A 23,106-nucleotide genomic window follows, 5' to 3' on the forward strand; every position below is an offset into this window, starting at 1 on the left:
CGTGTGCCGTGGTCGGTGGGCCGCGACGCGTCGTCGCGCGCGGGTCACGGCCCACCGACCAGGTGCGGCCTGCTCAGACGGCGAGGTGGTCCGCCATCAGCTTGGCGAAACGTGCCGGGTCCTTCAGCGCCCCGCCCTCGGCGATCAGAGCCATGCCGTAAAGGAGCTCGGCGATTCCCGCGAGGCCGGTACCGGCGTCGTCGCCGCGTTCGGCGTGGGCCTTGTTGAGGCTGCCGACGAGCGCGTGACCGGGGTTGAGTTCCAGGATGCGCTTGGTGTGCGGGACGTCCTGACCCATGGCCCGGTACAAGTTCTCCAGGGCCGGCGTGATGTCGTGGGTGTCGGAGACGAGACAGGCCGGCGAGACCGTCAGGCGGGCGGACAGCCGGACCTCCTTCACGTCGGCGGCGAGCACCTCGGTCATCCACGCCAGCAGGTTCGTGTACTCCTTCTGCCGGCTCTCGCGCTCGCCGCCGGTCTCGGCGTCCTGATCGCCGTCCTCCAGGTCGACCGTGCCCTTGGCCACCGACCGCAGCTGCTTGCCGTCGAACTCCGGCACGGTGGTGACCCAGACCTCGTCGACGGGGTCGGTCAGGAGCAGCACCTCGATCCCCTTCGCGCGGAAGGCCTCCATGTGCGGGGAATTCTCGATGGCCTCCCGGGAGTCGCCGGTCAGGTAGTAGATCTCCTCCTGCCCGTCCTTCATCCGCTCCACATACTGCGCCAGCGTCGTCAGCCCGTCCGCGTCGTGCGTGGAGGCGAAGGACGACAGGCCCAGCAGGGTGTCGCGGTTGCCGCCGTCGTCCAGCAGGCCTTCCTTCAGGGCGGGGCCGAACTCCCGCCAGACGGTGGCGTAGCGGTCGGGAGCACTGGTCATGAGGTCCTTGATGGTGGTGAGGACCTTCTTGGTCAGGCGCCGGTGGATCATCTGGATCTGGCGGTCCTGCTGCAGGATCTCGCGGGAGACGTTCAGCGAGAGGTCCTGGGAGTCGACGACGCCCTTGACGAAGCGCAGGTAAGGGGGCAGGAGCTCTTCGCAGTCGTCCATGATGTGGACGCGCTTGACGTACAGCTGCAGGCCGCGCCGGTGGTCGCGGGTGAACAGGTCGTGCGGGGCGTGGGAGGGGATGAACAGCAGGGCCTGGTACTCGAAGGTTCCTTCCGCCTGCAGCCGGATGGTCTCCAGCGGGTCGAGCCAGTCGTGAGCCAGGTGCTTGTACAGCTCGTGGTACTCCTCGTCCGTCACCTCCTCCCGCGACCGCGCCCACAGCGCCTTCATCGAGTTCACCGTCTCCAGGGCCGCCGGAGCCTGCCCGGTGCCCTCGCCCTCGTCGGCGGTGTCCGTGTCGCTGCCGGCCGCCGGCGTCGTGGCGCGCGCGGGCATGCGGATGGGCCAGGTGATGAAGTCCGAGTACCGCTTGACGATCTCCCGGAGCTGCCGGCCGTCGGTGTAGTCGTGCAGCTGGTTCTCGACGTCGACAGGCTTGAGGTGAAGCGTCACCGCCGTGCCCTGGGGCGCCTGGTCGACGCCCTCGACCGAGTACGTGCCCTCACCGCGCGAGGTCCAGCGGGTGCCGTGGCTCTCACCGGCCCGCCGGGTCACCACGGTGACCTCGTCGGCGACCATGAACGCGGAGTAGAACCCGACGCCGAACTGGCCGATCAGGCCGGCCGCCACGTCCGCGTCCTTGGTGTCCTTCAGCTCCTGCAGGAGCCTCGCCGTCCCGGAGCTGGCGATCGTGCCGATGAGTGCGACGACCTCCTCGCGCGACATGCCGACGCCGTTGTCCCGCACCGTCAGCGTGCGCGCCTGGGTGTCCGCCTCCAGAGCGATGTGCAGATCGGACACGTCCGCCCCGAGCGCGTCGTTGCGCAGCGCTTCCAGGCGCAGCTTGTCCAGCGCGTCGGAGGCATTGGAGATCAGCTCCCGGAGGAACACATCCTTGTTCGAGTAGATCGAATGGATCATCAGCTGCAACAACTGACGGGCTTCCACCTGGAACTCGTGGACCTCAGCCGACATGACGAGCGAACCCTCCAAAGATCAGATAGCCGACTACCGGATGCACTCTAAACCGATCGCCGCAGGCCGCCGGCAGGCCCCGCCACCGAACCCGCAGATGTTCAAGCGCCCGGCTCGGCCGACTACGAGGACCGTCCGTGGATACCCGTATCGCCCCGCCACTGCCACAACAGGATCCCGCCTCGGCGCATCACCAACAACCCCAGCTCACACCCCTGATCGCCCCTCCAGAGCCACTGCACCCGGCGCCTCACCGAGGCGGCGGCACACAAGCACGGCCAGTCCCGCGCGCCAACCAGGCCCCGCCTGGCTTCACGGGGACAACCTTTCGTCACCCCAGCGTGGTTGACGCGCGTAGCGGACGGGCGCCACCCTGGGTGCGCCCGCTGTTCCAACGGCGGCGCCACCCCCCATTCGATCCAACGGGCCGGGAGGTCGGAATGATCCGACGTACAGCACGAATGCTCGTCGGGATTGTCATGCTCATGGCGGGCGTCCTTGTCGGAATGGGCGCCACCTCGGGCACCGCTCATGCCGACGAGTGCTACACCTGGAGCCGCACCCTTTCCCAGGGCTCCTCAGGCGCCGATGTGACGCAGCTGCAGATCCGCGTCGCCGGCTGGGTGGCCTCGGGCGAACGGCTGTCGTACGACGGCGCCTACGGCGCGCGGACCACCGCCGCGGTCAAAAAGTTCCAGTCCGCATATGGCCTGCCGGCCGACGGCGTGGCGGGCTCGCAGACCTTCAGCAAGATCTACGCGCTGCAGGACGCGGATTGCACACCGATCCACTTCGCCTACTCCGAGCTGAACAAGTGCAACTCCGACTGGTCCGGCGGTGCCGTCTCGGCCGCCACCGCCAAGGCGAACGCTCTGAAGACCATGTGGAAGCTGGAAGCGATGCGGCACGCCCTCGGTGACGTGCCGATCACCATCTCGAGCGGCTTCCGCTCCTACGCCTGCAACAGTGCAGTGGGCGGCGCCTCCACCAGCCGCCACCTGTACGGCGACGCCGCCGACCTGACCGGCTCACCGAGCCTCTGCACGCTCGCCCAGCAGGCGCGAGTGCACGGCTTCTCGGAAATCCTCGGTCCGGGCTACCCCGACCACAACGACCACGCCCACGTGGCCCTCGACCCGTCGCCGTACTGGTCCGCACCCAACTGCGGGATCTGACGACGGACAGCGGGCCGCACAGCCGGGCGGACGGGGTCCCTCACTGAACCGCCCCGGGTCGATGGAGGGGCGCGCGTACGGAAACACGTCGTGGCGCGGCCCTCCCCACCTTGCCCGCGACGGCCGGAGAGCCGTCCCGGGGGACTCACGGGTGCGCGGCGCCCCCTCCCATGTGGGCGGCCCCGCGGGACGCAGGGGGGGAGTACGTCGGGCGGGGCCTCCTTTTCAGTCTGCTCGTGAAACTCCTGCCGCGCGCGCTGAAGCAAGCACCACTGGTACAACAGCGGCGGCCGAGTCGGGGCATGACCGCGTCCGTACGCCCCCTGCCGCAGCCTTCGCCCAGCAGCAGTCAGCAGCCGGGGAAGCGTTCGGTGATCTCCTGAAGGCAGGTCGACGTAGCCGCGTACATGGGCCCGCCCGACGGGTCCCGTACCACGGAAGAATCGCCGGGCGAGCGCTTCTTGGCCAACGGTGTCTCACGGACGGTTACCGGATGACGACGATCACGTCGTTGTTGTCGTATCCGTAGCCGCAACCGTAGTAGCCACCGTGGCCGCAGCCGCCCTGGGCAGGGTAGCCCCAGCCGTAACCTCAGTTCCCGTAGCCCCAGCAGCATCGTGGTCGATGACGGACTGCCGCGAGGCGGGGGCGGTCTGTGGCGGCGCGGCGGCGGTCGTGCCGGCCCCGAGGATCGCGAGGACGGGCCGGCGGCGACGACGCGGCGGACGGTGATGCTGTCGATCTGCACGGTCATTCCCTGGGTGTGGCGGTCCCGCCCGGCCGCAGCTTCGCCCCGCACGGCCAGGCGGGCGTCTGGGTGGTCCTACGGACTCCGCTCCGCGTGAGCGGGTGCCAAGAGGTTCCAGCCGATTCCGGAGCAATCTCGCGGGACGGGCGGGAAGGTGTGGCCCAGCACGTCGCTGCTGGTGAAGCGGTGCCCTTGACCGCAGGTGCACTCGTAGATGCCGATGACCGGGACCTCTTCTCCGGGCCGGTGCATACGACTCTGTTCATCCATGACGATCTCCTCGGCGGACGGAGCCCGAGGAGGGCTCCGGCATACAAGGCTGATCGCGAGGGCCGGTAGTTCCTCGGAAGCCGCCGGAACCACTGCTGTGGAGTGCGGCGGCTCGTGAGGTCACCTACCCCCCGGCGCACCGCCGGAACCAGCGAAGGAGTGGCTGGACGCGAAGCTTGGGCCCGCCCGGCTGGGGCCCGGGCCTCGTGGGTGATTCACACGACCAGTCGGGCGGACGTACAGCGGCCTCGACCCGCTTCAGGGACGGCGACGAGGCCGCACTTCCATGGTGCGCCCACTCCAGGAATGGGGCGAGTTCCGCCACGCAGCCCACGGACCGTGTGGACTTCTCGCCCGGACGACCAGCAGATGTGTCGAGGCGCATCGACACGACACATGCAGGACGCACGTCTGGAGCGCGCGTCGGTGCTTGTCCTTCCGCCGTCGACAAGCGTTGCCGGGACATACGGCGGGGCCGGGAGTGGCCTTCCGACGCCTCCTTCGGCGCGTCGGGCTGGACACCGCGCGACCGGAAAATACACTCGCACCGTTGTCTGTGGCCACCTCTGCGGACACGGCCCGAGGGCCCCGTCGGCGACGCGGGGCCCTTCTTCGTCGGCTGGGGTGATCCGCCCCGGTCGAGCGGCGAAGCGCTTGACCGGGGCCGACAGACGATCACGTTCGAGTCCGCGAGCACCGGCGCATCCTGAAGGACCTCCCGCAGGTCGCAGCTGGTCACGATGCCGGCCGACAGACATCAGTCCGCTGACTGACGGTGGCGAGGGCGGGGGCGCGGGCGATGGTCGCAGGGCGCCCGCTCTCCAGCTTGATCGCAGCCGAGGGCGCTCCGGGCGGGGCGTTTCGTTTGGGGCGGCCCGTCACGGTCAGGTGCTCCATCGGGTGGGTTCGAACGATGGACCGACGTCGGGTAAGCGGGTGGAAACCATGGGTGACGCGAAGACCGAACGCGAACAAGCCGACGAGCTGCCGGGAGGCGATGTCGTACGCATCCTGTTGCAGCAGCACGCTCACATCAGGGATCTGTTCTCGAACGTCAAGAAGACGCGGGGCCATGAGAGGCAGCACTGGTTCGACGAGCTGCGGGCCACACTCGCCGTCCACGAGACCGCGGAGGAGATGATCCTGCGGCCGGTCGCCAAACGCACCGCCGGTGAGGCCGAGGCCGAGGCACGCAATCTCGAGGAGAAGTTCGCCAGTGAGACTCTGGCCGAGCTCGAGAGGATGGATGTCGACAGCGACGAGTTCGACACGAAGTTCGGCTACTTCGAACGAGCCGTCATCACGCATGCCGAACGCGAGGAGCAGCTGGAGTTCCCCGCCGTGCTTGCGGGTTGTGACCGGGACCAGTTGAGGACCATGGGCTACCACCTGCAGTCGGTCCTCTCGATGGCGCCCACACATCCGCATCCGAAGGTCGCCGGATCGACTACGGCGCAATGGACGGTGGGCCCGTTCGCCGCACTCCTGGACCGGGTCAAGGACGCGGTCGAAGCGTCCCGCAGCCGTCACTGAAGGAGCGTGCCGAGGCGTGCCGCTCCACCCTGGCAGACCGACCGACGGAGCGGGAGGGAGTGGACTGTTTGTGCCGTTTTCGCACGGGCAGGCGTGGGGTGTCCTCACGAAACGGAGGAAAACCATGGCGACAGGTGAGACAGGATTCAAGGACGTCGCCTACGACCTGGTCTCGGTCCAGTACCACTCACTGAAGTCGGGACACGACTACGGTCAGTACGTCCGGGACGCGATGAACGCCGGGGAGACCGAGATCGCCGACTTCTTCCAGGGCGTGATGCGCGAGGACTCCGAACGGGCCGCACGCTGCCACGACTTCCTGGGCGAACTGGCGAAGAAGGGCGACATCGGCCCGGCAGCCTCCCGACCGACACCCTGAGACCGCGGCTGCGATGTCCGGGAAGGGCCCCACGCGACGTCGCGGGGGCCCGTTCCCCGTTCCCACAGCTCGGGGACCTGTGGTTCGGCACGAGCGGAGAGACCATGGAGCACGCCGGCCGTAGGGGCCGCACGCCGATCTGGTGGCCCACCAAAGCACGGACGCCCTCAGCGGCTACGCCGACCGGTCACAGCCGAAGCCGAAACACAAGCGCGCACGGCGATCGAGGCACATCGCGTCGCGCGGCACCGCCTCGCGCAAAGGAGGCACCATGACGCTGCCCTCCGACACATCACTCCACGTGCACTTCATCGGCAACGCGACCGTCCTGCTCACGTACCAGGGGCTGACGGTCCTCACCGACCCAAATTTCCTGCACCGCGGGCAGTACGCCTACCTCGGCTACGGGCTGTTCACGCGCCGCCTCACGGAACCCGCCGTGGACCCGAACCACCTTCCGGCCGACATCGACGCCGTGGTGCTCTCCCATCTCCATGGTGACCACTGGGACCGGGTGGCCCGACGGCGTCTGCGCAGGTCGCTGCCGGTCCTCACCACACCGCACGCCTCGAGGCGCCTGCGCGTGCTGCACGGTTTCCCCCGGGCCCTGGGCCTGCGCACGTGGCAGGACCACACCGTGACCACCCGCGAGACCCAGGTACGGGTCACCGCCCTGCCCGGCAGGCACGGACGCGGTGCGCTGGGGCGGCTGCTTCCCCCGGTGATGGGCAGCCTGCTCGAGTTCGGCCCGAAGTCGGGGCCGCCGGACCTGCGCCTCTACATCTCGGGAGACACCTTGATGGTCGACTCCTTGGAGGAGATAGGGCGGCGCTACCCCGACGTGGACCTGGCCCTGCTGCACCTCGGCGGGACGACCCTGCCGGGCGGCTTCCTGGCGACGATGGACGGTGCCCAGGGAGCCGAACTCGCCGCACGCATCCGTCCACGCCTGGTCATGCCGATCCACTACGACGACTACACGGTGATGAAGTCGCCGCTGGCCGGGTTCCTGTCGGAAGCAGGCAAGCGCGGCCTTTCCGAGCGCGTCGTGCACTGCCACCGCGGCCAGGAGGCGATCGTCCCGGCGGCCGGCCGGCCCGTCACAGTCGTGTGATGACGTCGAGTCGCCGAATCGGCCGCCGAAACGGTGCGCGCGAAGGGAGTGACGAGCGGTGCAGCCGTCGCCGCGTTCCGAAGGCACTCGGGGCTTGAGGGAGCTCGAGCGCCTGTTCGGGCATGCGATGCGCGACAGCGGAGCGTCGGTGGGCATGGTGTACCTGATGCCGCCGCGGGAGCGGGTGCTGCAACTTGCCGTTCTGTCGGGCGTGCCGCAGAAGATGGCGGCGCCTTGGGCACGGCTGACGCTTGAGGACCCGATGCCACTGGCGGAGGCGGCACGCCGGCGGTGCCTGGTATGGGTGGCCAGCCAGGAGGAGATGGCTCGCCGCTTTCCCCGGCTGGGGTTCGTCGTGCCGTACGACTTCATGCTCGCGGCCGCCCCCCTTGCCCACGGCGGAGCCGTATGCGGCGGACTGGTACTTCTGTGGCCGGTGTGGCATCCGCCCACACTGAGCGTCAGCGAGCGGGACGTGATCGACGCCTTCTGCCATCGTGCCGGGTTGCTGCTGCAGGAAGCCGCCGACGCCGGCGCTCCGGTGCTGCCGGAACGCGAACCGCGGACGCTGGCGCCGCCCCGGCCACAGATCCCCGACCGGACCGCGGCCCTTGCGGCGCACGACTTCACGGAACGGCTGCCCATAGGCTGCTGCTCCCTCGATCTCGACGGCCGCGTGACCTACCTCAACGCGGCAGCAGCAGAACTCCTGGATGTCGGCGCCGCCCGGCTGGTGGGTGCAAGGCCCTGGGAAGTGCTGCTGTGGCTGGACCAGCCCGCTTTCGAGGACCGCTACCGCGCCGCGGTCATCAGCCGCCGGCCGACTTCGTTCACCGCCTTGCGCCCACCGGAGACGTGGCTGTCCTTCCAGCTGTACCCCAGCGCTTCCGGAGTCAGCGTCCACATCAGCGCTGTCCCGCGGGAGCTCCACGGCGCCGGCACGGACCCCGCGGCGCAGGCACCGCGGGGGTCGGCAGAGCCCCCAGGCGTCAGCACGCTCTACCACTTGATGCACATGGCGGCGACCCTCAGTGAAGCGGTAGGGGTCAAGGACGTGGTCGACCGCGTAGCCGACCAGCTCGTACCGGCCTTCGGGGCTCAGGGCCTGGCGCTGATGCTGGCGGAAGAAGGGCGACTGCACATCGCCGGCCACCGCGGCTACAGTTCCGAGTTCATGGCCCGCTTCGACGGCCGGCCCCTCAGCGACCCGACTCCTCCCGTCCGAGCCCTGACCAGTGGCTCCCCCGGCTTCTACTCCAGCTTCGCCGACTTCCGGAACGCCTACCCTCACGCTCCGCGTTACGAGCAGCGAGACGCCTGGGCATTCCTCCCCTTGATCGCCTCCGGCCGCCCCATCGGCCTGCTCACCCTGTCCTACGACCGCCCCCGCGCCTTCTCCACTGCCGAGCGCGCCGTCCTCACCTCACTGGCGGGACTGATCGCCCAGGTCTTGGACCGCGCCCGGCTGTACGACGCCAACCTCAACCTCGCCCGCACTCTGCAAAGCGGCCTGCTCCCGCAGGCCCTGCCCGACATCCCCGGCCTTCAGGTCGCCGCCCGCTACCTGCCCGCCGGCCACGGAACGGACATCGGCGGAGACTTCTACGACCTCATCCGCTGCGGCCAGCACTGCGCAGCCGTCACCATCGGCGACGTCCAGGGCCACAACGTGCAAGCTGCCGCTCTCATGGGCCAAGTCCGTACGGCCGTTCACGCCCACGCCACCGCCCACACCGCACCCGGCGCCGTTCTCGCCCGGACCAACCGTCTGGTAACCGACCTCAACCCCGGCCTCTTCACCAGCTGCCTGTACGGCCACCTCGACATGGTCCGCCACCAGGCAAGGCTGGCCACCGCCGGCCATCCCCCACCCCTGGTCCGCCACCCCGACGGCCACACGGAAAGCCTGTCCGTGCCCGTCGGCATCCCGCTGGGCATCACACCCGACGCCCGCTACCCCAGCACCGACAGCCCCCTGCCGCCCGGCACCGTCATGGCTCTCTACACCGACGGACTCGTCGAAGCCCCCGGCACCGACATCGAGCACGCCACCGCGCGCCTGGCGGAACACTTCAGCGAAGCGGGAGACGAGGACGCCGACGACCTGGCCGACGTACTCCTGCATCACGCGATGCAGACGGGTCCCGGCACCGACGACATCGCGCTCGTCCTGGTCCGAGTCCTGTAGCCACAGCGAATCAAGACATGCCGCGCAGTCGCTGACGCCCTACTTCGCGTGTGGGCCGATCGGTCGAGCAAACCCGCAAGCACCGGGTGCCTCGAGCGCAGCAGGGGCGCTGATTTCACCTCGCCATCGAGGACGACGACCGTTCGCGCCGTCGGCGAACGAGGCCAGACGCATCCGCATGCCGCGACACCCCACCCTGCGGCACGGGCGAACAACCCGGTGGTGCGTGAGCAGCCGGACGACAGGCACCGACAGGTGTACTCCCGGTTCGCCGCAAGGGAGCGGGGCGTGGGCCCCTCTTGCCTGAAGGCCGCTGGCCCCGCTCCCTGTAACGGCCGACCCGCACGGACATCGGTGCCGTGACCGGCTGCTCGGCGATCTCTTTCTCCGTGCTGCTCACCATGCCCGTTGCGGATGCCTGACGGCACGGAACTTCCGCCCGGCGCCTGCACCACCTGGCGGGCCGGATCCGCCCGGTGCTCGCACGGATGGCCGCCTCTAGCCGGTCGGCGCCAGTTCGGCCCGGCCGAAGAGCAAGGCGTACCCGCTGGGCAGTTGTGTGAGCACCCTGCTGATCAGGTCCTCCCCGGCCAAGCGCCCGAGTACCGCGAAGACGGTCCCGGCGTCCCAGCGGGCGGTGGCCGGTGTTCCGCCGGTGCGGACGGCCAGGTCGCTGACGAAGGCGAAACCGGTGAGCGGTTGCCGGCAGGGAATCTGGGCGGTGAACTCGAGAGCGGCCTCGACGGGAAGCCGGGCGGCGAGGGCGACGCGTTCTTCGCCGACGAGCTGGCGGCCGAGGCCGGCCAGCACCTCACGAACGGCCTGTTCGGCCCGGTCCCGGTTCGGATAGGCGCCTTCGTAGCGAACGTGCTCGACCATCGCGTCGAATGTCGTCGCCGTGGTGTGGGAGTCGTCCACTTGGCGCTGCGGGGACATCGTCGTGCCTTTCTCTCTGTGTTGTGCTGCGGGCGGGGTGCTCCCCGCCCCTCGGTCGCGAAGGTCAGGCCGGCGCGAGGTTGCCGAACAGCAGGTCGTAGCCGGGCGGCAGCTGCAGGAGCAGCCGTTGCAAGATGTCCGGTCCGGCCGCGTCTGCCGCCACGCTGAGGACCGCGCCGACGTCCCAGCGCGCCGTCGCTTCGGTCGCGCCTTCGATCCAGGCGGCGGTGGCTCGCACGAACCGCTCCGCGTCCAGCGGCTCGACGGCCTGGAGTGGGTTGAGCAGGATGAGTGCGTAGGTCTCGGGCAGCCGGGCGGCCAGTTCGACGCGTTCCTGGCCGACCACGTGTGCGCCGAGCAGTCCGAGCACCACACGGGCTGCCCGGTCCGCCTCCTGCGGTGTGGGGTATTCGCCGCGTTCCTGTACACGCGCCAGGAACGCCTCAGGTCGCATAGCCACAGTTCCCCCTTGGGTGATGCGGAGGACGGAACCGAGGAGGGAGGGGAACGGTGTCCGTCCTCCGCCGCCGGCACGCCGGGTGTGTCGCCCGGCTCGGGGCTCAGCCGCTGATCTGCCTGCGGTCGCCGGTGGACGTGATCTCGATCTTGCGGGGCTTGGCCCGCTCGGCGATCGGGATGCGCAGGGTGAGGACACCTGCGTCGTAGTCGGCCTCGATGTGTTCGGTGTCCAGCGTGTCAGCGAGCACGAGCTGCCGTGAGAAGACACCCAGGGGTCGCTCGGACAGCTCCATCTGCACATCGTCGGCCTTGGCCACGGGCCGGCGTTCGGCCCTGACCGTGAGCATGTTGCGCTCGACGTCGATGTCGATCGCGTCCGGCGTCACGCCGGGCATGTCGAGGGCGATCACGTAGTGCTCGCCCTCTCGGTAGGCGTCCATGGGCATCGCCTGGGGCCTCGACCAGGTGCCGGACGTCCCCAGCAGCTGCTGGGTCAGCCGGTCCAGCTCACGGAACGGGTCGGTGCGCATCAACATCGTGAAACACCTCCAAGGGTTCGGGCAGTGACTGCCAATGCGCTTCACCTGGTTCCCTTGTAGCATGTCGTCGAAGCGATGACAAATCTTGAGTCGTCAATCGGATGACGGAGAGGATTGGCCGCCATGGATGCCGCCGAGCCGGCCGCGCAGATGAGTGCCGATGACGGGCCCGTACCGCTTCTGGCTGCGGCCACTGCTCTCGGGGCAATCGAGCAGGCCTTGCGCGAGGCCCGTGCCGCAGTCACGAGCGCGGCACCTGTTTCCGACGACGCGGAAGACGCGCTCGCCTCCCTGGTACTCCTGAGGGAGGTGCGCGAGCAGCTCGCCGGCTGGGAGAGGGGCCTGATCGAACGCGCCCGAGCCGCCGGTACCAGCTGGGCCGACCTCGCCGGCCCTCTGGGGGTCGCCAGTCGTCAAGCTGCCGAACGTCGCTACCTTCGGCTCCAACCGGGAGCAGCGGGCAGCACCGGCGAGGAGCGCGTGAAGGCAACTCGCGACCGCCGTGCCGCCGACCGCACCGTCACCGCCTGGGCACGCGACAACGCCGCCGACCTGCGCCGCCTGGCCGCCCATGTCACGGGGCTCACCGACCTCCCTCCCGGCGCCCGCTCAGCCATCGCCGACATCGACGAAGCCCTCGCCCACGACGACGCGGCGCTCCTGATGGCCCCCCTCGAAGCCACCCGCAACCATCTGCAGCCGGGCCACCCGGAGGTCGCCGCACGCGTCGAGGCCCTCACCCGGCACGCCGAGCAGCTGCGGCAGGACAGCAACGAGCAACGACGCGGCGGCGATTGACTCTCATGAGCCGGCAGCGATCCACGCCGTCTCCGCGGGCCGGTCGGCGGCCCGGTCCTTGCACTCCTCGGTGTGGGCGCCAACGACAGCGCCGTGTCCAGCCCCGTCCGACGAGCTGTTAACCCGCCCGTCGGCGGGCCGAGACCCTTCTGTTACCCGACACCAACAGTCGCGGGTAAGATTCCAGTTGCTCGCTCACCTGAAGAGTGCCTTCGGCCGGCTTGGTGGACACTGTTGTGCCGGCCGGGGGCACTCTTCGCATCGCTGACCACCTACGGACGCCCGGTCGCGTGAGAGCCTTACCCCCCGTGCAGGCCCTGAAGTCCCGCCTGCGGCAGGGGTACGCAGAGCATGTGCCCTCGCGTCGGCGCGCACGGACGGCATCACCGTGCGAACCGTCAGTCCAACGCGTAACCCAGTGGGCGGACGACAGAGGGCTCCTTCGCCCCCAACCGCGAGGTCGACCGGAGGGTCCGGCTGCCGCCGACCGCCTCGGGCAACGGGCATGTGACCCCGCCACGCTGAGACGTACGCCACTCGGTATGGGCTACAGCACCGCACTGATATGCGAGGTTCACCCCGCATTTACCATCGGCCTTCGACCACTTCACCTGATCTGCCTAATTTCGGCCGTACCGGTGAGCGAGGAGCCGCCGGATGGATGCAGAAATCCATACCTCTGCTTCGCCGTCCACCGGCGGGCTTCAGGAAGGAATCACCAAAGGTGAAGCTTCAGCTTCAGCGTAAGAGCGGGCTCCGCGCCCTGGCCGTCGGCGCGATCGCGGTCTCCGGTGCCCTCATGCTCACTGCGTGCGGTTCGGACGACAACACCAACGCCGGCGGCGACAGCAGCAAGGCGCCCTCCACGTCGTCCAGCAGCATCAAGTGCGCGGACAAGGGCGGCCAGCTCCTCGCTTCCGGCTCCTCGGCGCAGCAGAACGCCATGGACGCCTGGGTCCAGAACTACCAGCAGGCCTGCTCCGGCGCCCAGATCAACTACAAGGCGTCGTCCTCGGGCGAGGGCATCATCGACTTCAACAACGGCACGGACGGCTTCGCCGGCTCCGACTCGCCGCTGAAGCCCGAAGAGGTCGAGGCCTCCAAGAAGATCTGCGCCACCGGCACCGGCATCAGCATCCCGATGGTCGGCGGCCCGATCGCCATCGGCTACAACGTCTCCGGCGTGGACAACCTGGTCCTGGACGCCCCGACGCTGGCCAAGATCTTCGACTCGAAGATCACCAACTGGGACGACGCGGCCATCAAGAAGCTGAACCCGGACGCCAAGCTCCCCAGCAGCAAGATCCAGACCTTCCACCGTCAGGACGAGTCCGGCACCACGGACAACCTCACCAAGTACTTCAACGGTGCCGCCAAGGACGCGTGGCCGTACGAGCACGCCAAGGCGTGGGCGGGCAAGGGCGGCCAGTCCGCCGCCAAGTCCGCCGGTGTCGCGGCCCAGGTCAAGCAGGTCAACGGTTCGATCGGCTACTTCGAGCTCTCCTACGCGACCGCCAACAGCATCAAGACGGTGAAGATCGACACCGGCGCCTCCGCCCCCGTCGAGGCCACCGCCGACAACGCCTCCGCCGGCATCGCGCAGGCCAAGGTCGTCGGCACCGGCGCCGACCTGTCCCTGGACATGTCCGCCGCGTACACCACCAAGGCCGACAACGCCTACCCGATCGTCCTGGTGACCTACGAGATCGCCTGCGACAAGGGCAACAAGGCCGAGACCCTCCCGCTGGTCAAGTCCTTCCTGGGCTACACCGCCTCCGAGGAGGGCCAGGCGATCCTGTCCGAGGCCGGCTACGCGCCGCTCCCGGCCGAGATCGCCACGAAGGTCCGCTCCACCGTGGACGCCCTGTCCTGACCCGGTCGACCGGCCCCGCGACACACGTCGCGGGGCCGTCCGTCGTCCGCGTGCCGATCGCATGCGGTCGTGAGTTCGCCCTTCCCGAGCCGAGGGCTGCGGGGTCGGCGGTTGCCCTTGCGTAAGGCTGCCGTCGGAGTGGCAACTGAACTTGCGGGCCGTCTGCCGGACGACCCCTCACCCCTCTGCGGCAGCTCCTGCAACGCAGGGACCGTGCGGCCACCGCGGAGTACGGGGAGTCCCCGCACCATCCGGTCGATCATGCGGTCGTAGAGCAGACCCCCGTCCGCGAGGTGCAGATCCTCACCGGGGGCGTCGCCGTCACCAAGGAGGACTTCCGGCACCAGCAGGCCGGACAGGCCCGCGAGTGGCGCCGGATCCTCGACCGCGAGGCCACAGCCGTCGAGGTCGACGTAGTCGGGCACCAGGGCCCGCCCGCGCAGGCGTCCGCCGACCTCGGGCAGGAACTCGTCCCACATGATCGCCAGCCCGGCACGGAGGTCACCGAGGACCTCGACGTGTTGTTCGGTGGAGTTGCCGACGAAGGTCTCCACCTCGATGTCGCCGTGAACCAGTAGGTGTGAGGTGCCGGTGAGCACGAGGTTTGCGGCCTTCAGATCGCCGAGGACGATCAGCGACGGGCTGCCGTAGTCCAGGTTGAGGACGTTGCCGTCCACGTGAAGGTCGCCGTCGATCACGTATCCGGTGACCGCGCCGTCCACTCCCTCGTACTCGGGTCGTCCACCCGCGTTGATCCAGGGATTCCGATGCCGGTACTGGTGATCGTCCAGCCAGAGCGAACCGGGCAGTGCTGCGGGCCCCGGGTGCAGGATGTACTCCTCCTCGACCAGATTGCCGTAGGTCTCCCGCGGGAAGCCGCGACGCTCGAACAGAGCGACGGTCTCGGCCCATGTCTGGTAGATCGTCTCCATTGCCGACACAGTAGGCGTCTCCGCCGACAGGGCACCGGGAAAACCCGCGAAGGCCGGTCGCGGTCTACGCGGATGCGGTCCCGTCCCGGGCCCGGGCCCGGGCCCGGTCGCGCCTGCGTTCGCGGCCCGAGCCGCGGAGGGGCCGCCCGTGTCCTGTCGGCGCTGTCCTGCGGCCCTCGGTCGTTCCCGCCCGCTGGCCCGGCACTCCCACTCGCCGTAAAGTCGATCATGTGGGCGACCTGCCTCCGGATCTGGATCGGCTACAGGTGATCCGCCTCTACCTGCAGCTGCAGCTCGACGCTGTCGACGCCAAGATCCGCGAGAGTACGGAGGAGGCGGCCAAGGGCGTCGCCCCCGCGTCACCGCAGCCGGAGCCCTCCGCTGACAGCGGCACCGGCTTCCGCCTGCAACACGTGCCCAGGGGCGGGACCCTACGTGCTGTGGTCCACCGTGGCGACTGCCCGGACGCAGCGGGCGGCTGGATCAGCCGGCACGAGCTGGACATCGCGCTCCGTATGCCTGAAGTCACGCCGTGCCCGCGCTGTCACCCCGGCCCTGATTGACGGCAGGGTGGTGTCACCGACCATCCCCCGACGGCCCGCCCACATGGGGTAACAGAGGGTACGCCGGAAGCTCGGGGTGGCATGACCACAAGGTGAGCGAAGAACCTCAGCAGCCGCCGGACGCCGGTCATCGGCGTCCCCCGGGGGTGAGCGATCGGACGGTCGAGGCTCTGGGCTCCTTGTCCAAGGCGCTGGAGACCACCGAGCGCGCCCGCGGCCACCTGTACGCCTTCCACCAGCTGACGGGAACCGCCGACCTAGAACTGGACCGCACCGTACGTCTGCTCCGGGAGGCCGGTCACGCGTCACACGCCGACACCGTCGAACGGGAGATCGTGGGACGCGACGTCATCCCCGGGCATTGGACGTTCCAGATCGTCGAGGCGTACGACCGGACGTACTACCGGCCCTTCGCGGACCTGGAACGCAGCCTGGTCGACGACCTCGCCGGGGGCCGGGACCATCTCTACGAAGCCGAACTGAAGGAGGCCCGCCGCTCCCCCGCTCGCCCCGACCGGAGCGCCGACGACGACTCCTGAACGCCGAGCGATCCGGTCACGCCGGTCCCGCATGTCGTGGAATCCCCGGGGCAGACGCGTGGTCAGGAGGTATACACGATGGTTCCCTTGCTTCTGGTCCTGCTGCTGGCGCTGATCCTGTTCGGCGCCGGGTTCGCCCTCAAGGCTCTGTGGTGGATCGCCATCATCGTGCTGGTGGTGTGGCTCCTCGGGTTCGTCTTCCGGGCCGCCGAAGGCGGCGGACGCCGCCGCTGGTACCGATGGTGACCTGAGACCTCTCCCCTACCTCGAGCCGGCTGGGGTCCGCGATGCCGGAGGGCCGCGGACCCCACCCTTCGTACATCAAGCATCATCTGCCCGAGGTGGCTGGGGAAAGGTAGCGTGATCGTCCTGCGGTGAGGACGAGTACGGGAACGGGCTGGGCGGATGTCGGAGCAGGCGGTGAGGCCGAGCGAACTCTTGGCCTCAGGTGAGATCCGGCTGCTGCGACGAGCCCTCCTGGAATGGGGCGGGCCGGCGCGGTGCAGCGACCAACTCGCCGTCGGTATGGGGTTCGCGGACGCTCAGGATCTGCTCGATCAGTGCTTCGTCCTCCGCGACGCCCTGGGCAACGACGTTCCGCTCAGGCCGGTCGATTGGGCGCGGACTCTTCTGGCCGTGGAGATCGTCTTCGTCAGCGACCTCGCCGGCTCAGGCGTCGAGTGGCCCACGACCACGGGCTTCAGTGACGAGGCCACCATCAGAGTTCTCAGGGCGATCCAGCGGAAGCTGGTCAGAACCGTGAGCGCCTACTACGGAAAGAGCCCGAGCGCCTAGCGGAGCTCCATGGACACGGACTCCGGGCGCGGCGGATCTCGGCTCGCGGCGCGTGGGACGCTTCGAGATGCGCCGCGGCGAGCCGCACACCATGATCGACGAAAGGGCGCCGTTTTCAGACGGCCTGGATTCCGTCCCCTCTCACGGGGCTCCGGAAACCACTTTCCGCAGGTTACGTGCAGGAATGAGCATGACCGACACCTTCCAGTCCAGCGAGGAGTGGATCGCAGGGGGCGGTCGCCAGTCCCTGCCCGGATTCCCGCATGCGGTGTTCGTGCGACAGGACGGTCCCGCTGCCGGTCGTCCCGTGACGCTGCTGCACGGGTTCCCCACGTCCTCGCACGACTGGGCCGCCGTCATCCCCTACCTCGTGGCCGCCGGGTGCCGTGTGACGACGGCGGATTTCCTCGGGTTCGGTGAGAGCGACAAGCCGTATCCCCATGAGTACTCGGTTCTTGAGCAGGCCGACCTCATCGAAGCCGTCTGGCGGTTCACCGGCTGTGGGGCGACTGCGCTGGTCGCCCACGACTACGGGGTGTCCGTCGGGCAGGAACTACTGGCCCGGAATCCGGCCAGGGTGACGTCCATGACGTGGTGCAACGGAAATATCTGGCCCGACCTGCATCATCCGATCCCCGAGCAGCAGATCCTCTCCAGGCCGGGCAGTGCGGAGGTGGCACGCCACGTGGACGAGGAGAAGTTCACGGCCGCCATCGACCGCCTCATCGGCGAACGGCCCCTTCCGGCCGGTCTGCTGCACGACATGTGGCTCGGAGCACGCTCACGTGAAGGCCTCAGGGTCCTGCCCTCGCTGCTGCACTACATGGAGGAACGCAGGGAGAACAGCGCCCGCTGGACCGGGACACTGCGCACCTACGAGGGCGAGCAGCACTTCATCTGGGACCGGCCGACCCCGTCAGCGGCGCACATGTGATTCCCCGGATCCGCGAGGTCGTGCCTCACGCGACGCTCACCGTCCTGGACGAAGCTCCCGCGGTCGGCCACTTCCCCCAGGCGGAAGCGCCAGACATGGTCGGCCCGCTCCTCGCCGGCTCGCTGGGAGCCGACGCGTGAGCGTGCGTCGCCAGGAGCCGCCCGTGTTCGACGTCGAAAGCACGCGGCCCACGACACGCTAATTTGGGGGCTCCCCGAAGCAGAGGAGAGCCCCGTGGGCAAGGTGGTCATGTACGGCTCGGTTTCGGTGGACGGCTTCGTCGCGGACGAGAACGACCAGCCCGGACCCCTGTTCGACTGGCTGTCCGGCGGTGACGTCCCGTTGGACGAGAGCGGCGAACTGAAGGTGTCGCAGGCGTCCTACGACCACACCCGGCCGTACTGGGACCGGATCGGGGTGACGGTCGTCGGCCGCCACGTCTTCGACATGACGGACGGCTGGGACGGGAAGCCCCCGGGCGGGATCGACCACGTCGTCGTCGTGTCCCACCGGGGCAGGCCCGAGGGCTGGCACCCCGAGGCTCCGTTCCACTTCGTCGACGGCGTCGAGGCAGCCGTGGCCACGGCGCAAGGGCTCGCGGGTGACCGCGTGGTCGAGGTCGCCGCCGGCGACGTCGGCGGCCAGGTGCTTGCCGCGGGCCTGGTCGACGAGGTTCGCATGGACGTCGTACCCGTGGTGTTCGGGTCCGGCAAGCGCTACTTCGGGTCGGTCCACGCGCAGCACCTGTTGGAGGATCCCGACGTGGTGATCCAGGGCGACCGGGTGCTTCACCTGTGCTACCGGGTGCGCCGTTGACCGTGCGCACCGATGAGTTTCCCACGCCGCGCCGGTCCTTACGCGTGAGACCGACTCACGGAAGGCCGACGCCATGCGGAAACTGATCTACGGCATGAACCTGAGCCTGGACGGCTTCATCGCCGCGCCCGGCGACGACATCGGCTGGAGCGTGCCGAGCGACGAGCTGTTCCAGTTCTGGTCCGACCAGTTGCCGGCGACCGACCTGTCGCTGTACGGGCGCAAGTTGTGGCAGACGATGAGCTCCCACTGGCCGACCGCCGACCAGCAGCCCGACGCCACCCCGGCGCAGATCGAGTTCGCGCACCGCTGGCGGGACATGTCGAAGGTGGTGTTCTCCTCGACGATCGACAAGGTCGACTGGAACTCCCGCCTGGTCACCGGCGACGCGGTCGCCGAGATCGCCCGGCTCAAGGCCGAGGACGGCGGCCCGATGGCCATCGGCGGCGCGACGCTCGCCGGCGCGGCCATGCGGGCCGGGCTGATCGACGAGTACGTGCTGCTCACCGCGCCGGTCCTGGTGGGCGGCGGCACGCCGTTCTTCACCGTGCTGGACAGCTGGGTGAACCTGAACCTGCTGGAGACGCGGACGCTTCCGCACGGCGTGATCCTGACCAGGTACGAGACGAGGCGCTGAGCACCCGTCAGCCGAGTCATGGCCTTGGGCGAGTTCGCGGCCGACGGTCGCATCCGGTCCGTCCGGTTCGCGCTCGACCCCGGCCGTCACGGGGCATGACGACCCGCCGGGCCCGAGGCCTCGCCCGCGGTCGCCGTTGGACCGTGATCGCCTTGACCGGGGTGCGACGGCCGGGCCCGTTGTGTTGGTGTGGGGGAACTCGTCATGCGACGTCTGGTGCGTCATCTTGTCCCGGTGGCCCTGACGGCGGCTGTGGCGATATGTGCGGGCTGCGACGACCAGGCGGCCGTGGCGACGTCCGCCGACCTCAAGCCGTTGACCGAGGAAGAGCTGTCGAAGGCGCTGCTGCGGGACTCGGACGTTCCGGGACTCACCGCCGACGTCGGGCCGGGTCTGCCTCTGTTCGACCAGGACGACGTCGTGACGGCGTCGCCGCGGGAGTGCCAGCCGCTGGCGGACCTGATGAGCGTGCGTCCTCGCCATGCACGGAAGGCGCTGGTGTGGGAGGTGCTGGACGGTGTGCGCGACGGCGCGGGTGAGACGTCGGGGAGTCTGGCGCTGAGCAGCCACACCCCGGCCGAGGCACTGGCGTGGGTCGCGGACCTCAAGGGCGCGCTGCCCGGATGCGCGCGTTTCCAGGCCATGTCCGCCGCCGGCTGGGACCACGGGTTCAGCGTGAAGGAACTCGCCCCGGTGAAGGCGGGCGACGAGGCGGTTGCCTACCTCATCACCAACCTGAGCGCGCGGTAGGGGGAAGGGCAACGTGGAGTCGGTGGTCCGCACGGGCGGGACCCTGTCCGTGTATCTGCTCGCGCAAGGCCCCGGCGAGCCGACGCCCGTGCCCGAGGGCGTCGCGCGCAAGCAGCACGAGCGATTGCGGGACGCCCGCCGCTGAACCCCGCCCTTACCCCCGGCGGACTCCACCGGGTGTCGCGCGCCCATGCGGGCGACGGCGACCGGGCGTCGGGGGGACTCCGACGGCGAGCCTCCCCCTGTGCCTCACTTCGAGTACTGGTCGGTGTACTGCGGTCCGTCCGACTGGGCCTTGCAGCCCTCACCGTTCGCCGGCATGCCATGGGAGATCACCAGAGCGTAGGACTGCGGGACGAAGTCGCAGCCCTTGCCGGACCACTGGGACGCGAGAAACGTCCACCCGGCAGCAGCGATCGCGAGCGTGTACTTGGTCTTGGAGTTCATACGAATGACCGTGCCTCGGATCCGCCGGGCCACCACGACCCGGCTTCGGATTTACGTGTCAGTATGAGCGGATTGCGATCATATGCGCGACTCGTCCAGGTATGGCTACACGCCGCGGAGCCATCGGCACAGGCGGCCTGCGACAGCATCACCGCAGGTCATGGCAGGCAACGGCGCGAGCTGACGACATCACCGGGAAGGCGGGTGTGAACGCGTCAGCGAACCTCGAACTCCTGCACGGTTAGGGGCCCTCCGGCCGCCCGGGGCAGCGGCGGACTGCCCCGTCGAACGTCAGCGCGGAATCACCCAGCTCGGAACCCAGGTACCGGCGGCGTCCTCGCCTGCGGTCGTGGCGGCCAAGTGGGTGCGAAGGGCGGCCAGTGCGGGGTGGGGGTTGTCCCGGTGCCACAGGAGCGAGTGCGGGTACACGGGCGTCGGGTCGGTCACCTGGATGCGGCGCAGGCCGTGGTCGGCGGGCCAGATGAGGCGGCTGTGCTCACCCATGAAGGTGGCCAGGGCAGGGGTGTCGGAGATGGTGTCGAGGAGCGCGTCCGAGCCGAAGTTGGGGCCGGTCGCCTCGATCGTGAGGCCGAACTCGGCGACGAGGTCGTCGTAGTAGGCGCCCCACTCGGTCCCGGGGGCGATGCCGGGCATCCAGATCCGGTGCCCGACGAGCTGCGCGACGGTCACCGACCGGGCGTCCGCGAGCGCGTGGGCGGGGCCGGTCAGGAGCTGGAGCGGCTCGTCGAGCACCCGGACGGACTCGATGTCCTCGGGGAGGGGCCGGCCGGGCGCGGCGACGGCGCGGAAGGACGCGTCGATCGCACCGGAGCGAAGGGCGGCGACGGCCGTCTCGATGTCGAACAGCATCATCACATCGAGCTCGATCCCGGCGTGCGCGCGGTGGAAGCCGCGCATCAGGCCCGACTGCGCGCTGCGCGAGGCGATGACGTCCACGCGCAGCGGACGGCGGCCGGGGCGCACGGACGCGCGGGCTCGCTCGGCGACACGCAGGAACTCGTGGGCGTGGGGCATGAACGCCTGCCCGTCGATGGTGAGCTCTGCGCCGCGTGCGGCACGGGTGAACAACCGCACCCCGAGGGTGCGCTCCAGCATGGCGATGCGTTTGGAGACGGCCTGCTGGGTGATCGACAGGTCGACGGCGGCTTTCTGGAACTGGCCCGCGTCCGCGACGGCGACGAAGGTCCGCACTGCTTCGAAGTCCACGCCGCCCCACCTTAGTGAACAACCGATGGTTGTGGACGGCCGGCGGTCCGGTTGTTTGACCTGCTGTTGTCCTGGCCGCTTGGCTCTCCGGGTCAACACCGGTTTGTGCGGGTGGACCTCGAGGAGAGCACGCGGATCATGGTGGGCGGAAGAGCGCTGGGCCGGCAGTTCGGCTGGCTGTGGGCGGCGTACGCCGTGAGCGCCTACGGGTCCGGGCTGGGGTTCGGCGCGCTGCCGCTGCTCGCGGTGCTGGTGGTGCACGCGGGGCCCGCGGAGGTGTCCGCGCTGTCCGCGGTGGGGCCTGCGGTCGGTGCGCTGATCGCGGTGCCGCTCGCGCCGTGGGTGGAGTTCCAGCGCAAGCGGCCAGTGATGATCATGATGGACCTGGCCCGGTTCGCGGCCATGGCGACGATCCCGCTCGCCTACGCTCTCGGCCGGCTCGGCTTCGTCCACCTGCTCCTGGTCTCGGTCGTGGTCGCCGCAGCCAAGATCGCGTTCAACGCGGCCGGCGGCGCCTACCTCAAGGCCCTCGTCCGGCCGGACGACCTGCTCGTCGCCAACGCCCGGTTCGAGTCGACGAACTGGAGCTCCATCGCGGTGGGGCCGCCGCTGGGCGGGGCCGCGATCGGCCTGTTCGGGCCGGTCACCACCGTGGTGGCCGACGCGCTCAGCTACCTGCTCTCCGCGCTTTTCCTCACCGTGATCCGCGGGGAGGAAGAAGCGCCGCGCACAGCCGGGAAGAGCCCGTTGCGGGCCGGCGCCGCGCTCGAGGGCTGGCGGCACATCATGGGCCATCCCGGTCTGCGGGCGCTCTACCTGAACCAGATGCTCGTCGCCGGTCTGATCATGGCCACCGAGCCGCTGCTGGCGGTCCTCCTGCTGCGCGAGCTCGCGTTCGCGCCCTGGCAGTACGGCCTCGCCTTCGCCGTCCCCTGCCTCGGCGGACTCATCGGGTCGCGGCTGGCCCCCCGTGTCGTGTCCCGCTTCGGCAGGAACCGGGTCTTCCGGACCGTCGGAACCCTGCGCGCCGTCTGGCTGATCGACCTGGCCTTCGTCCGTCCCGGTGTCCTCGGCCTCGTCACCGTGATGGCGGTCGAGCTGGCGATCATCATCAACATGAGCCTGTACAGCCCGGTGCTCGCCACCTACCGGCTCGAACACACCCCCCGGCACCTCGTCGCCCGCACCCTGTCGGCCTGGTCGATCGGCCAGCAGGCTTCCATCGCCGTCCTGACCGCGCTCGCCGGACTGCTCGCCGCCGCCACCGGCCCGCGTACCGCTCTCACGGTCGCGGGACTGCTGATCCTGGCCACCCCGCTCCTGCTCCCCCGGCATGAGCAGACGTCGCGAGACGAGCCGGAACCCGCCCGCGACCACTCATGACGCACCGGCCGCCTCGTTCACCGCCGTGCCGGCCCCCCGACCGTGATC

24 protein-coding genes are annotated in these 23,106 nt (G+C 69.6%); 17 read left to right on the forward strand and 7 right to left on the reverse strand.

Features of this window, described 5'->3' with window-relative positions; translation table 11 throughout:
• Nucleotides 1-73: 73 nt before the first annotated feature.
• A complete protein-coding gene (gene htpG / locus ACFZAU_RS14935) occupies nucleotides 74-2,023 on the reverse strand; it encodes a molecular chaperone HtpG (RefSeq protein ID WP_500552473.1) in 1,950 nt (649 codons plus the stop codon).
• A gap of 440 nt (nucleotides 2,024-2,463) precedes the next feature.
• Here htpG and ACFZAU_RS14940 point away from each other — a divergent pair, with 440 nt between their 5' ends.
• From ACFZAU_RS14940 to ACFZAU_RS14960, 5 genes are all read left to right on the forward strand, one after another.
• Nucleotides 2,464-3,198, forward strand: a complete 735-nt coding sequence (locus ACFZAU_RS14940; protein WP_500552474.1) for a D-Ala-D-Ala carboxypeptidase family metallohydrolase — start codon at nucleotides 2,464-2,466, stop codon at nucleotides 3,196-3,198.
• A 1,963-nt stretch (nucleotides 3,199-5,161) separates the two neighbouring features.
• Nucleotides 5,162-5,749 (forward strand): hemerythrin domain-containing protein, encoded by a 588-nt coding sequence (locus ACFZAU_RS14945; protein WP_500552475.1) that lies wholly within the window; start codon nucleotides 5,162-5,164, stop codon nucleotides 5,747-5,749.
• Nucleotides 5,750-5,873: 124 nt separating this feature from the next.
• A complete protein-coding gene (locus ACFZAU_RS14950; RefSeq protein ID WP_499605762.1) occupies nucleotides 5,874-6,128 on the forward strand; it encodes an acyl carrier protein in 255 nt (84 codons plus the stop codon).
• Nucleotides 6,129-6,399: 271 nt separating this feature from the next.
• Nucleotides 6,400-7,242 carry an MBL fold metallo-hydrolase gene (locus ACFZAU_RS14955; protein WP_500552476.1) on the forward strand — a complete coding sequence of 281 codons (843 nt, stop codon included), beginning with the start codon at nucleotides 6,400-6,402 and terminating at the stop codon, nucleotides 7,240-7,242.
• A 94-nt stretch (nucleotides 7,243-7,336) separates the two neighbouring features.
• Nucleotides 7,337-9,430, forward strand: a complete 2,094-nt coding sequence (locus tag ACFZAU_RS14960) for a SpoIIE family protein phosphatase (RefSeq protein WP_500552477.1) — start codon at nucleotides 7,337-7,339, stop codon at nucleotides 9,428-9,430.
• A gap of 498 nt (nucleotides 9,431-9,928) precedes the next feature.
• On the opposite strand, the gene ACFZAU_RS14965 is transcribed toward ACFZAU_RS14960, so the two are convergent.
• The 3 genes from ACFZAU_RS14965 to ACFZAU_RS14975 all read right to left on the reverse strand — a co-directional run bounded on the left by ACFZAU_RS14965 (nucleotide 9,929) and on the right by ACFZAU_RS14975 (nucleotide 11,361).
• Entirely contained in the window at nucleotides 9,929-10,309 is a 381-nt protein-coding gene (locus ACFZAU_RS14965; RefSeq protein WP_500552478.1) for a DUF2267 domain-containing protein, read from the reverse strand.
• A 121-nt stretch (nucleotides 10,310-10,430) separates the two neighbouring features.
• Nucleotides 10,431-10,820 carry a DUF2267 domain-containing protein gene (locus tag ACFZAU_RS14970; RefSeq protein WP_500552637.1) on the reverse strand — a complete coding sequence of 130 codons (390 nt, stop codon included), beginning with the start codon at nucleotides 10,818-10,820 and terminating at the stop codon, nucleotides 10,431-10,433.
• Between the two features lie 106 nt (nucleotides 10,821-10,926).
• Nucleotides 10,927-11,361: an Hsp20/alpha crystallin family protein gene (locus tag ACFZAU_RS14975; protein WP_500552479.1), complete on the reverse strand. Its 435-nt coding sequence runs from the start codon at nucleotides 11,359-11,361 to the stop codon at nucleotides 10,927-10,929.
• A gap of 126 nt (nucleotides 11,362-11,487) precedes the next feature.
• Between ACFZAU_RS14975 and ACFZAU_RS14980 the strand changes: the two genes are divergently transcribed.
• Both ACFZAU_RS14980 and pstS read left to right on the forward strand, forming a co-directional pair.
• A complete protein-coding gene (locus ACFZAU_RS14980) occupies nucleotides 11,488-12,162 on the forward strand; it encodes an HSP18 transcriptional regulator (protein WP_500552480.1) in 675 nt (224 codons plus the stop codon).
• 724 nt (nucleotides 12,163-12,886) lie between these two features.
• Entirely contained in the window at nucleotides 12,887-14,035 is a 1,149-nt protein-coding gene (pstS, locus tag ACFZAU_RS14985; RefSeq protein ID WP_500552481.1) for a phosphate ABC transporter substrate-binding protein PstS, read from the forward strand.
• Here pstS and ACFZAU_RS14990 read toward each other — a convergent pair.
• Entirely contained in the window at nucleotides 13,972-14,967 is a 996-nt protein-coding gene (locus ACFZAU_RS14990; RefSeq protein ID WP_500552482.1) for a hypothetical protein, read from the reverse strand. The genes pstS and ACFZAU_RS14990 overlap by 64 nt on opposite strands.
• A 230-nt stretch (nucleotides 14,968-15,197) precedes the next feature.
• Between ACFZAU_RS14990 and ACFZAU_RS14995 the strand changes: the two genes are divergently transcribed.
• From ACFZAU_RS14995 to ACFZAU_RS15035, 9 genes are all read left to right on the forward strand, one after another.
• Nucleotides 15,198-15,530, forward strand: coding sequence for a DUF6233 domain-containing protein (locus ACFZAU_RS14995; RefSeq protein ID WP_500552483.1), 333 nt, complete (start codon nucleotides 15,198-15,200; stop codon nucleotides 15,528-15,530).
• A 146-nt stretch (nucleotides 15,531-15,676) separates the two neighbouring features.
• Nucleotides 15,677-16,069, forward strand: a complete 393-nt coding sequence (locus ACFZAU_RS15000) for a hypothetical protein (RefSeq protein WP_500552484.1) — start codon at nucleotides 15,677-15,679, stop codon at nucleotides 16,067-16,069.
• 78 nt (nucleotides 16,070-16,147) lie between these two features.
• Nucleotides 16,148-16,315 (forward strand): DUF5670 family protein, encoded by a 168-nt coding sequence (locus ACFZAU_RS15005; RefSeq protein WP_018561957.1) that lies wholly within the window; start codon nucleotides 16,148-16,150, stop codon nucleotides 16,313-16,315.
• Between the two features lie 159 nt (nucleotides 16,316-16,474).
• Nucleotides 16,475-16,864: a hypothetical protein gene (locus tag ACFZAU_RS15010; protein WP_500552485.1), complete on the forward strand. Its 390-nt coding sequence runs from the start codon at nucleotides 16,475-16,477 to the stop codon at nucleotides 16,862-16,864.
• Nucleotides 16,865-17,054: 190 nt separating this feature from the next.
• Nucleotides 17,055-17,798, forward strand: a complete 744-nt coding sequence (locus ACFZAU_RS15015; protein ID WP_500552486.1) for an alpha/beta hydrolase — start codon at nucleotides 17,055-17,057, stop codon at nucleotides 17,796-17,798.
• A gap of 234 nt (nucleotides 17,799-18,032) precedes the next feature.
• A complete protein-coding gene (locus ACFZAU_RS15020; protein ID WP_500552487.1) occupies nucleotides 18,033-18,614 on the forward strand; it encodes a dihydrofolate reductase family protein in 582 nt (193 codons plus the stop codon).
• 73 nt (nucleotides 18,615-18,687) lie between these two features.
• Entirely contained in the window at nucleotides 18,688-19,251 is a 564-nt protein-coding gene (locus tag ACFZAU_RS15025) for a dihydrofolate reductase family protein (RefSeq protein WP_500552488.1), read from the forward strand.
• Between the two features lie 204 nt (nucleotides 19,252-19,455).
• Nucleotides 19,456-20,001 (forward strand): hypothetical protein, encoded by a 546-nt coding sequence (locus tag ACFZAU_RS15030; RefSeq protein WP_500552489.1) that lies wholly within the window; start codon nucleotides 19,456-19,458, stop codon nucleotides 19,999-20,001.
• 13 nt (nucleotides 20,002-20,014) lie between these two features.
• Nucleotides 20,015-20,146 carry a hypothetical protein gene (locus ACFZAU_RS15035; RefSeq protein WP_500552490.1) on the forward strand — a complete coding sequence of 44 codons (132 nt, stop codon included), beginning with the start codon at nucleotides 20,015-20,017 and terminating at the stop codon, nucleotides 20,144-20,146.
• A 104-nt stretch (nucleotides 20,147-20,250) separates the two neighbouring features.
• Here ACFZAU_RS15035 and ACFZAU_RS15040 read toward each other — a convergent pair whose 3' ends face one another.
• Both ACFZAU_RS15040 and ACFZAU_RS15045 read right to left on the reverse strand, forming a co-directional pair.
• Nucleotides 20,251-20,448: a hypothetical protein gene (locus tag ACFZAU_RS15040; protein WP_499605732.1), complete on the reverse strand. Its 198-nt coding sequence runs from the start codon at nucleotides 20,446-20,448 to the stop codon at nucleotides 20,251-20,253.
• A 291-nt stretch (nucleotides 20,449-20,739) separates the two neighbouring features.
• Nucleotides 20,740-21,675 (reverse strand): LysR family transcriptional regulator, encoded by a 936-nt coding sequence (locus ACFZAU_RS15045; protein WP_500552491.1) that lies wholly within the window; start codon nucleotides 21,673-21,675, stop codon nucleotides 20,740-20,742.
• 138 nt (nucleotides 21,676-21,813) lie between these two features.
• On the opposite strand from ACFZAU_RS15045, the gene ACFZAU_RS15050 reads away from it, so the two are divergent.
• The gene (locus ACFZAU_RS15050; protein ID WP_500552492.1) at nucleotides 21,814-23,058 is read left to right on the forward strand and encodes an MFS transporter; all 1,245 of its coding nucleotides are present in this window, start codon (nucleotides 21,814-21,816) and stop codon (nucleotides 23,056-23,058) included.
• The last annotated feature ends 48 nt before the right edge of the window (nucleotides 23,059-23,106 follow it).

Origin of the sequence: Streptomyces sp. NPDC008238 (assembly GCF_042956445.1) — a bacterium.
Classification (GTDB): domain Bacteria; phylum Actinomycetota; class Actinomycetes; order Streptomycetales; family Streptomycetaceae; genus Actinacidiphila.

Excerpts from the sequence above, each read along its gene's own strand:
- htpG (WP_500552473.1), bottom strand. The coding sequence starts at position 2,023 with ATGTCGGCTGAGGTCCACGAGTTCCAGGTGGAAGCCCGTCAGTTGTTG.
- ACFZAU_RS14945 (WP_500552475.1), top strand. The coding sequence starts at position 5,162 with ATGGGTGACGCGAAGACCGAACGCGAACAAGCCGACGAGCTGCCGGGA.
- ACFZAU_RS14990 (WP_500552482.1), bottom strand. The coding sequence starts at position 14,967 with ATGGAGACGATCTACCAGACATGGGCCGAGACCGTCGCTCTGTTCGAG.
- ACFZAU_RS15025 (WP_500552488.1), top strand. The coding sequence starts at position 18,688 with ATGCGGAAACTGATCTACGGCATGAACCTGAGCCTGGACGGCTTCATC.
- ACFZAU_RS14980 (WP_500552480.1), top strand. The coding sequence starts at position 11,488 with ATGGATGCCGCCGAGCCGGCCGCGCAGATGAGTGCCGATGACGGGCCC.
- ACFZAU_RS14940 (WP_500552474.1), top strand. The coding sequence starts at position 2,464 with ATGATCCGACGTACAGCACGAATGCTCGTCGGGATTGTCATGCTCATG.
- ACFZAU_RS14965 (WP_500552478.1), bottom strand. The coding sequence starts at position 10,309 with ATGGTCGAGCACGTTCGCTACGAAGGCGCCTATCCGAACCGGGACCGG.
- ACFZAU_RS14950 (WP_499605762.1), top strand. The coding sequence starts at position 5,874 with ATGGCGACAGGTGAGACAGGATTCAAGGACGTCGCCTACGACCTGGTC.
- ACFZAU_RS15040 (WP_499605732.1), bottom strand. The coding sequence starts at position 20,448 with ATGAACTCCAAGACCAAGTACACGCTCGCGATCGCTGCTGCCGGGTGG.
- ACFZAU_RS15010 (WP_500552485.1), top strand. The coding sequence starts at position 16,475 with ATGTCGGAGCAGGCGGTGAGGCCGAGCGAACTCTTGGCCTCAGGTGAG.
- ACFZAU_RS15030 (WP_500552489.1), top strand. The coding sequence starts at position 19,456 with ATGCGACGTCTGGTGCGTCATCTTGTCCCGGTGGCCCTGACGGCGGCT.
- ACFZAU_RS15050 (WP_500552492.1), top strand. The coding sequence starts at position 21,814 with ATGGTGGGCGGAAGAGCGCTGGGCCGGCAGTTCGGCTGGCTGTGGGCG.
- ACFZAU_RS14975 (WP_500552479.1), bottom strand. The coding sequence starts at position 11,361 with ATGTTGATGCGCACCGACCCGTTCCGTGAGCTGGACCGGCTGACCCAG.
- ACFZAU_RS15005 (WP_018561957.1), top strand. The coding sequence starts at position 16,148 with ATGGTTCCCTTGCTTCTGGTCCTGCTGCTGGCGCTGATCCTGTTCGGC.
- ACFZAU_RS14955 (WP_500552476.1), top strand. The coding sequence starts at position 6,400 with ATGACGCTGCCCTCCGACACATCACTCCACGTGCACTTCATCGGCAAC.
- ACFZAU_RS14970 (WP_500552637.1), bottom strand. The coding sequence starts at position 10,820 with ATGCGACCTGAGGCGTTCCTGGCGCGTGTACAGGAACGCGGCGAATAC.
- ACFZAU_RS15015 (WP_500552486.1), top strand. The coding sequence starts at position 17,055 with ATGACCGACACCTTCCAGTCCAGCGAGGAGTGGATCGCAGGGGGCGGT.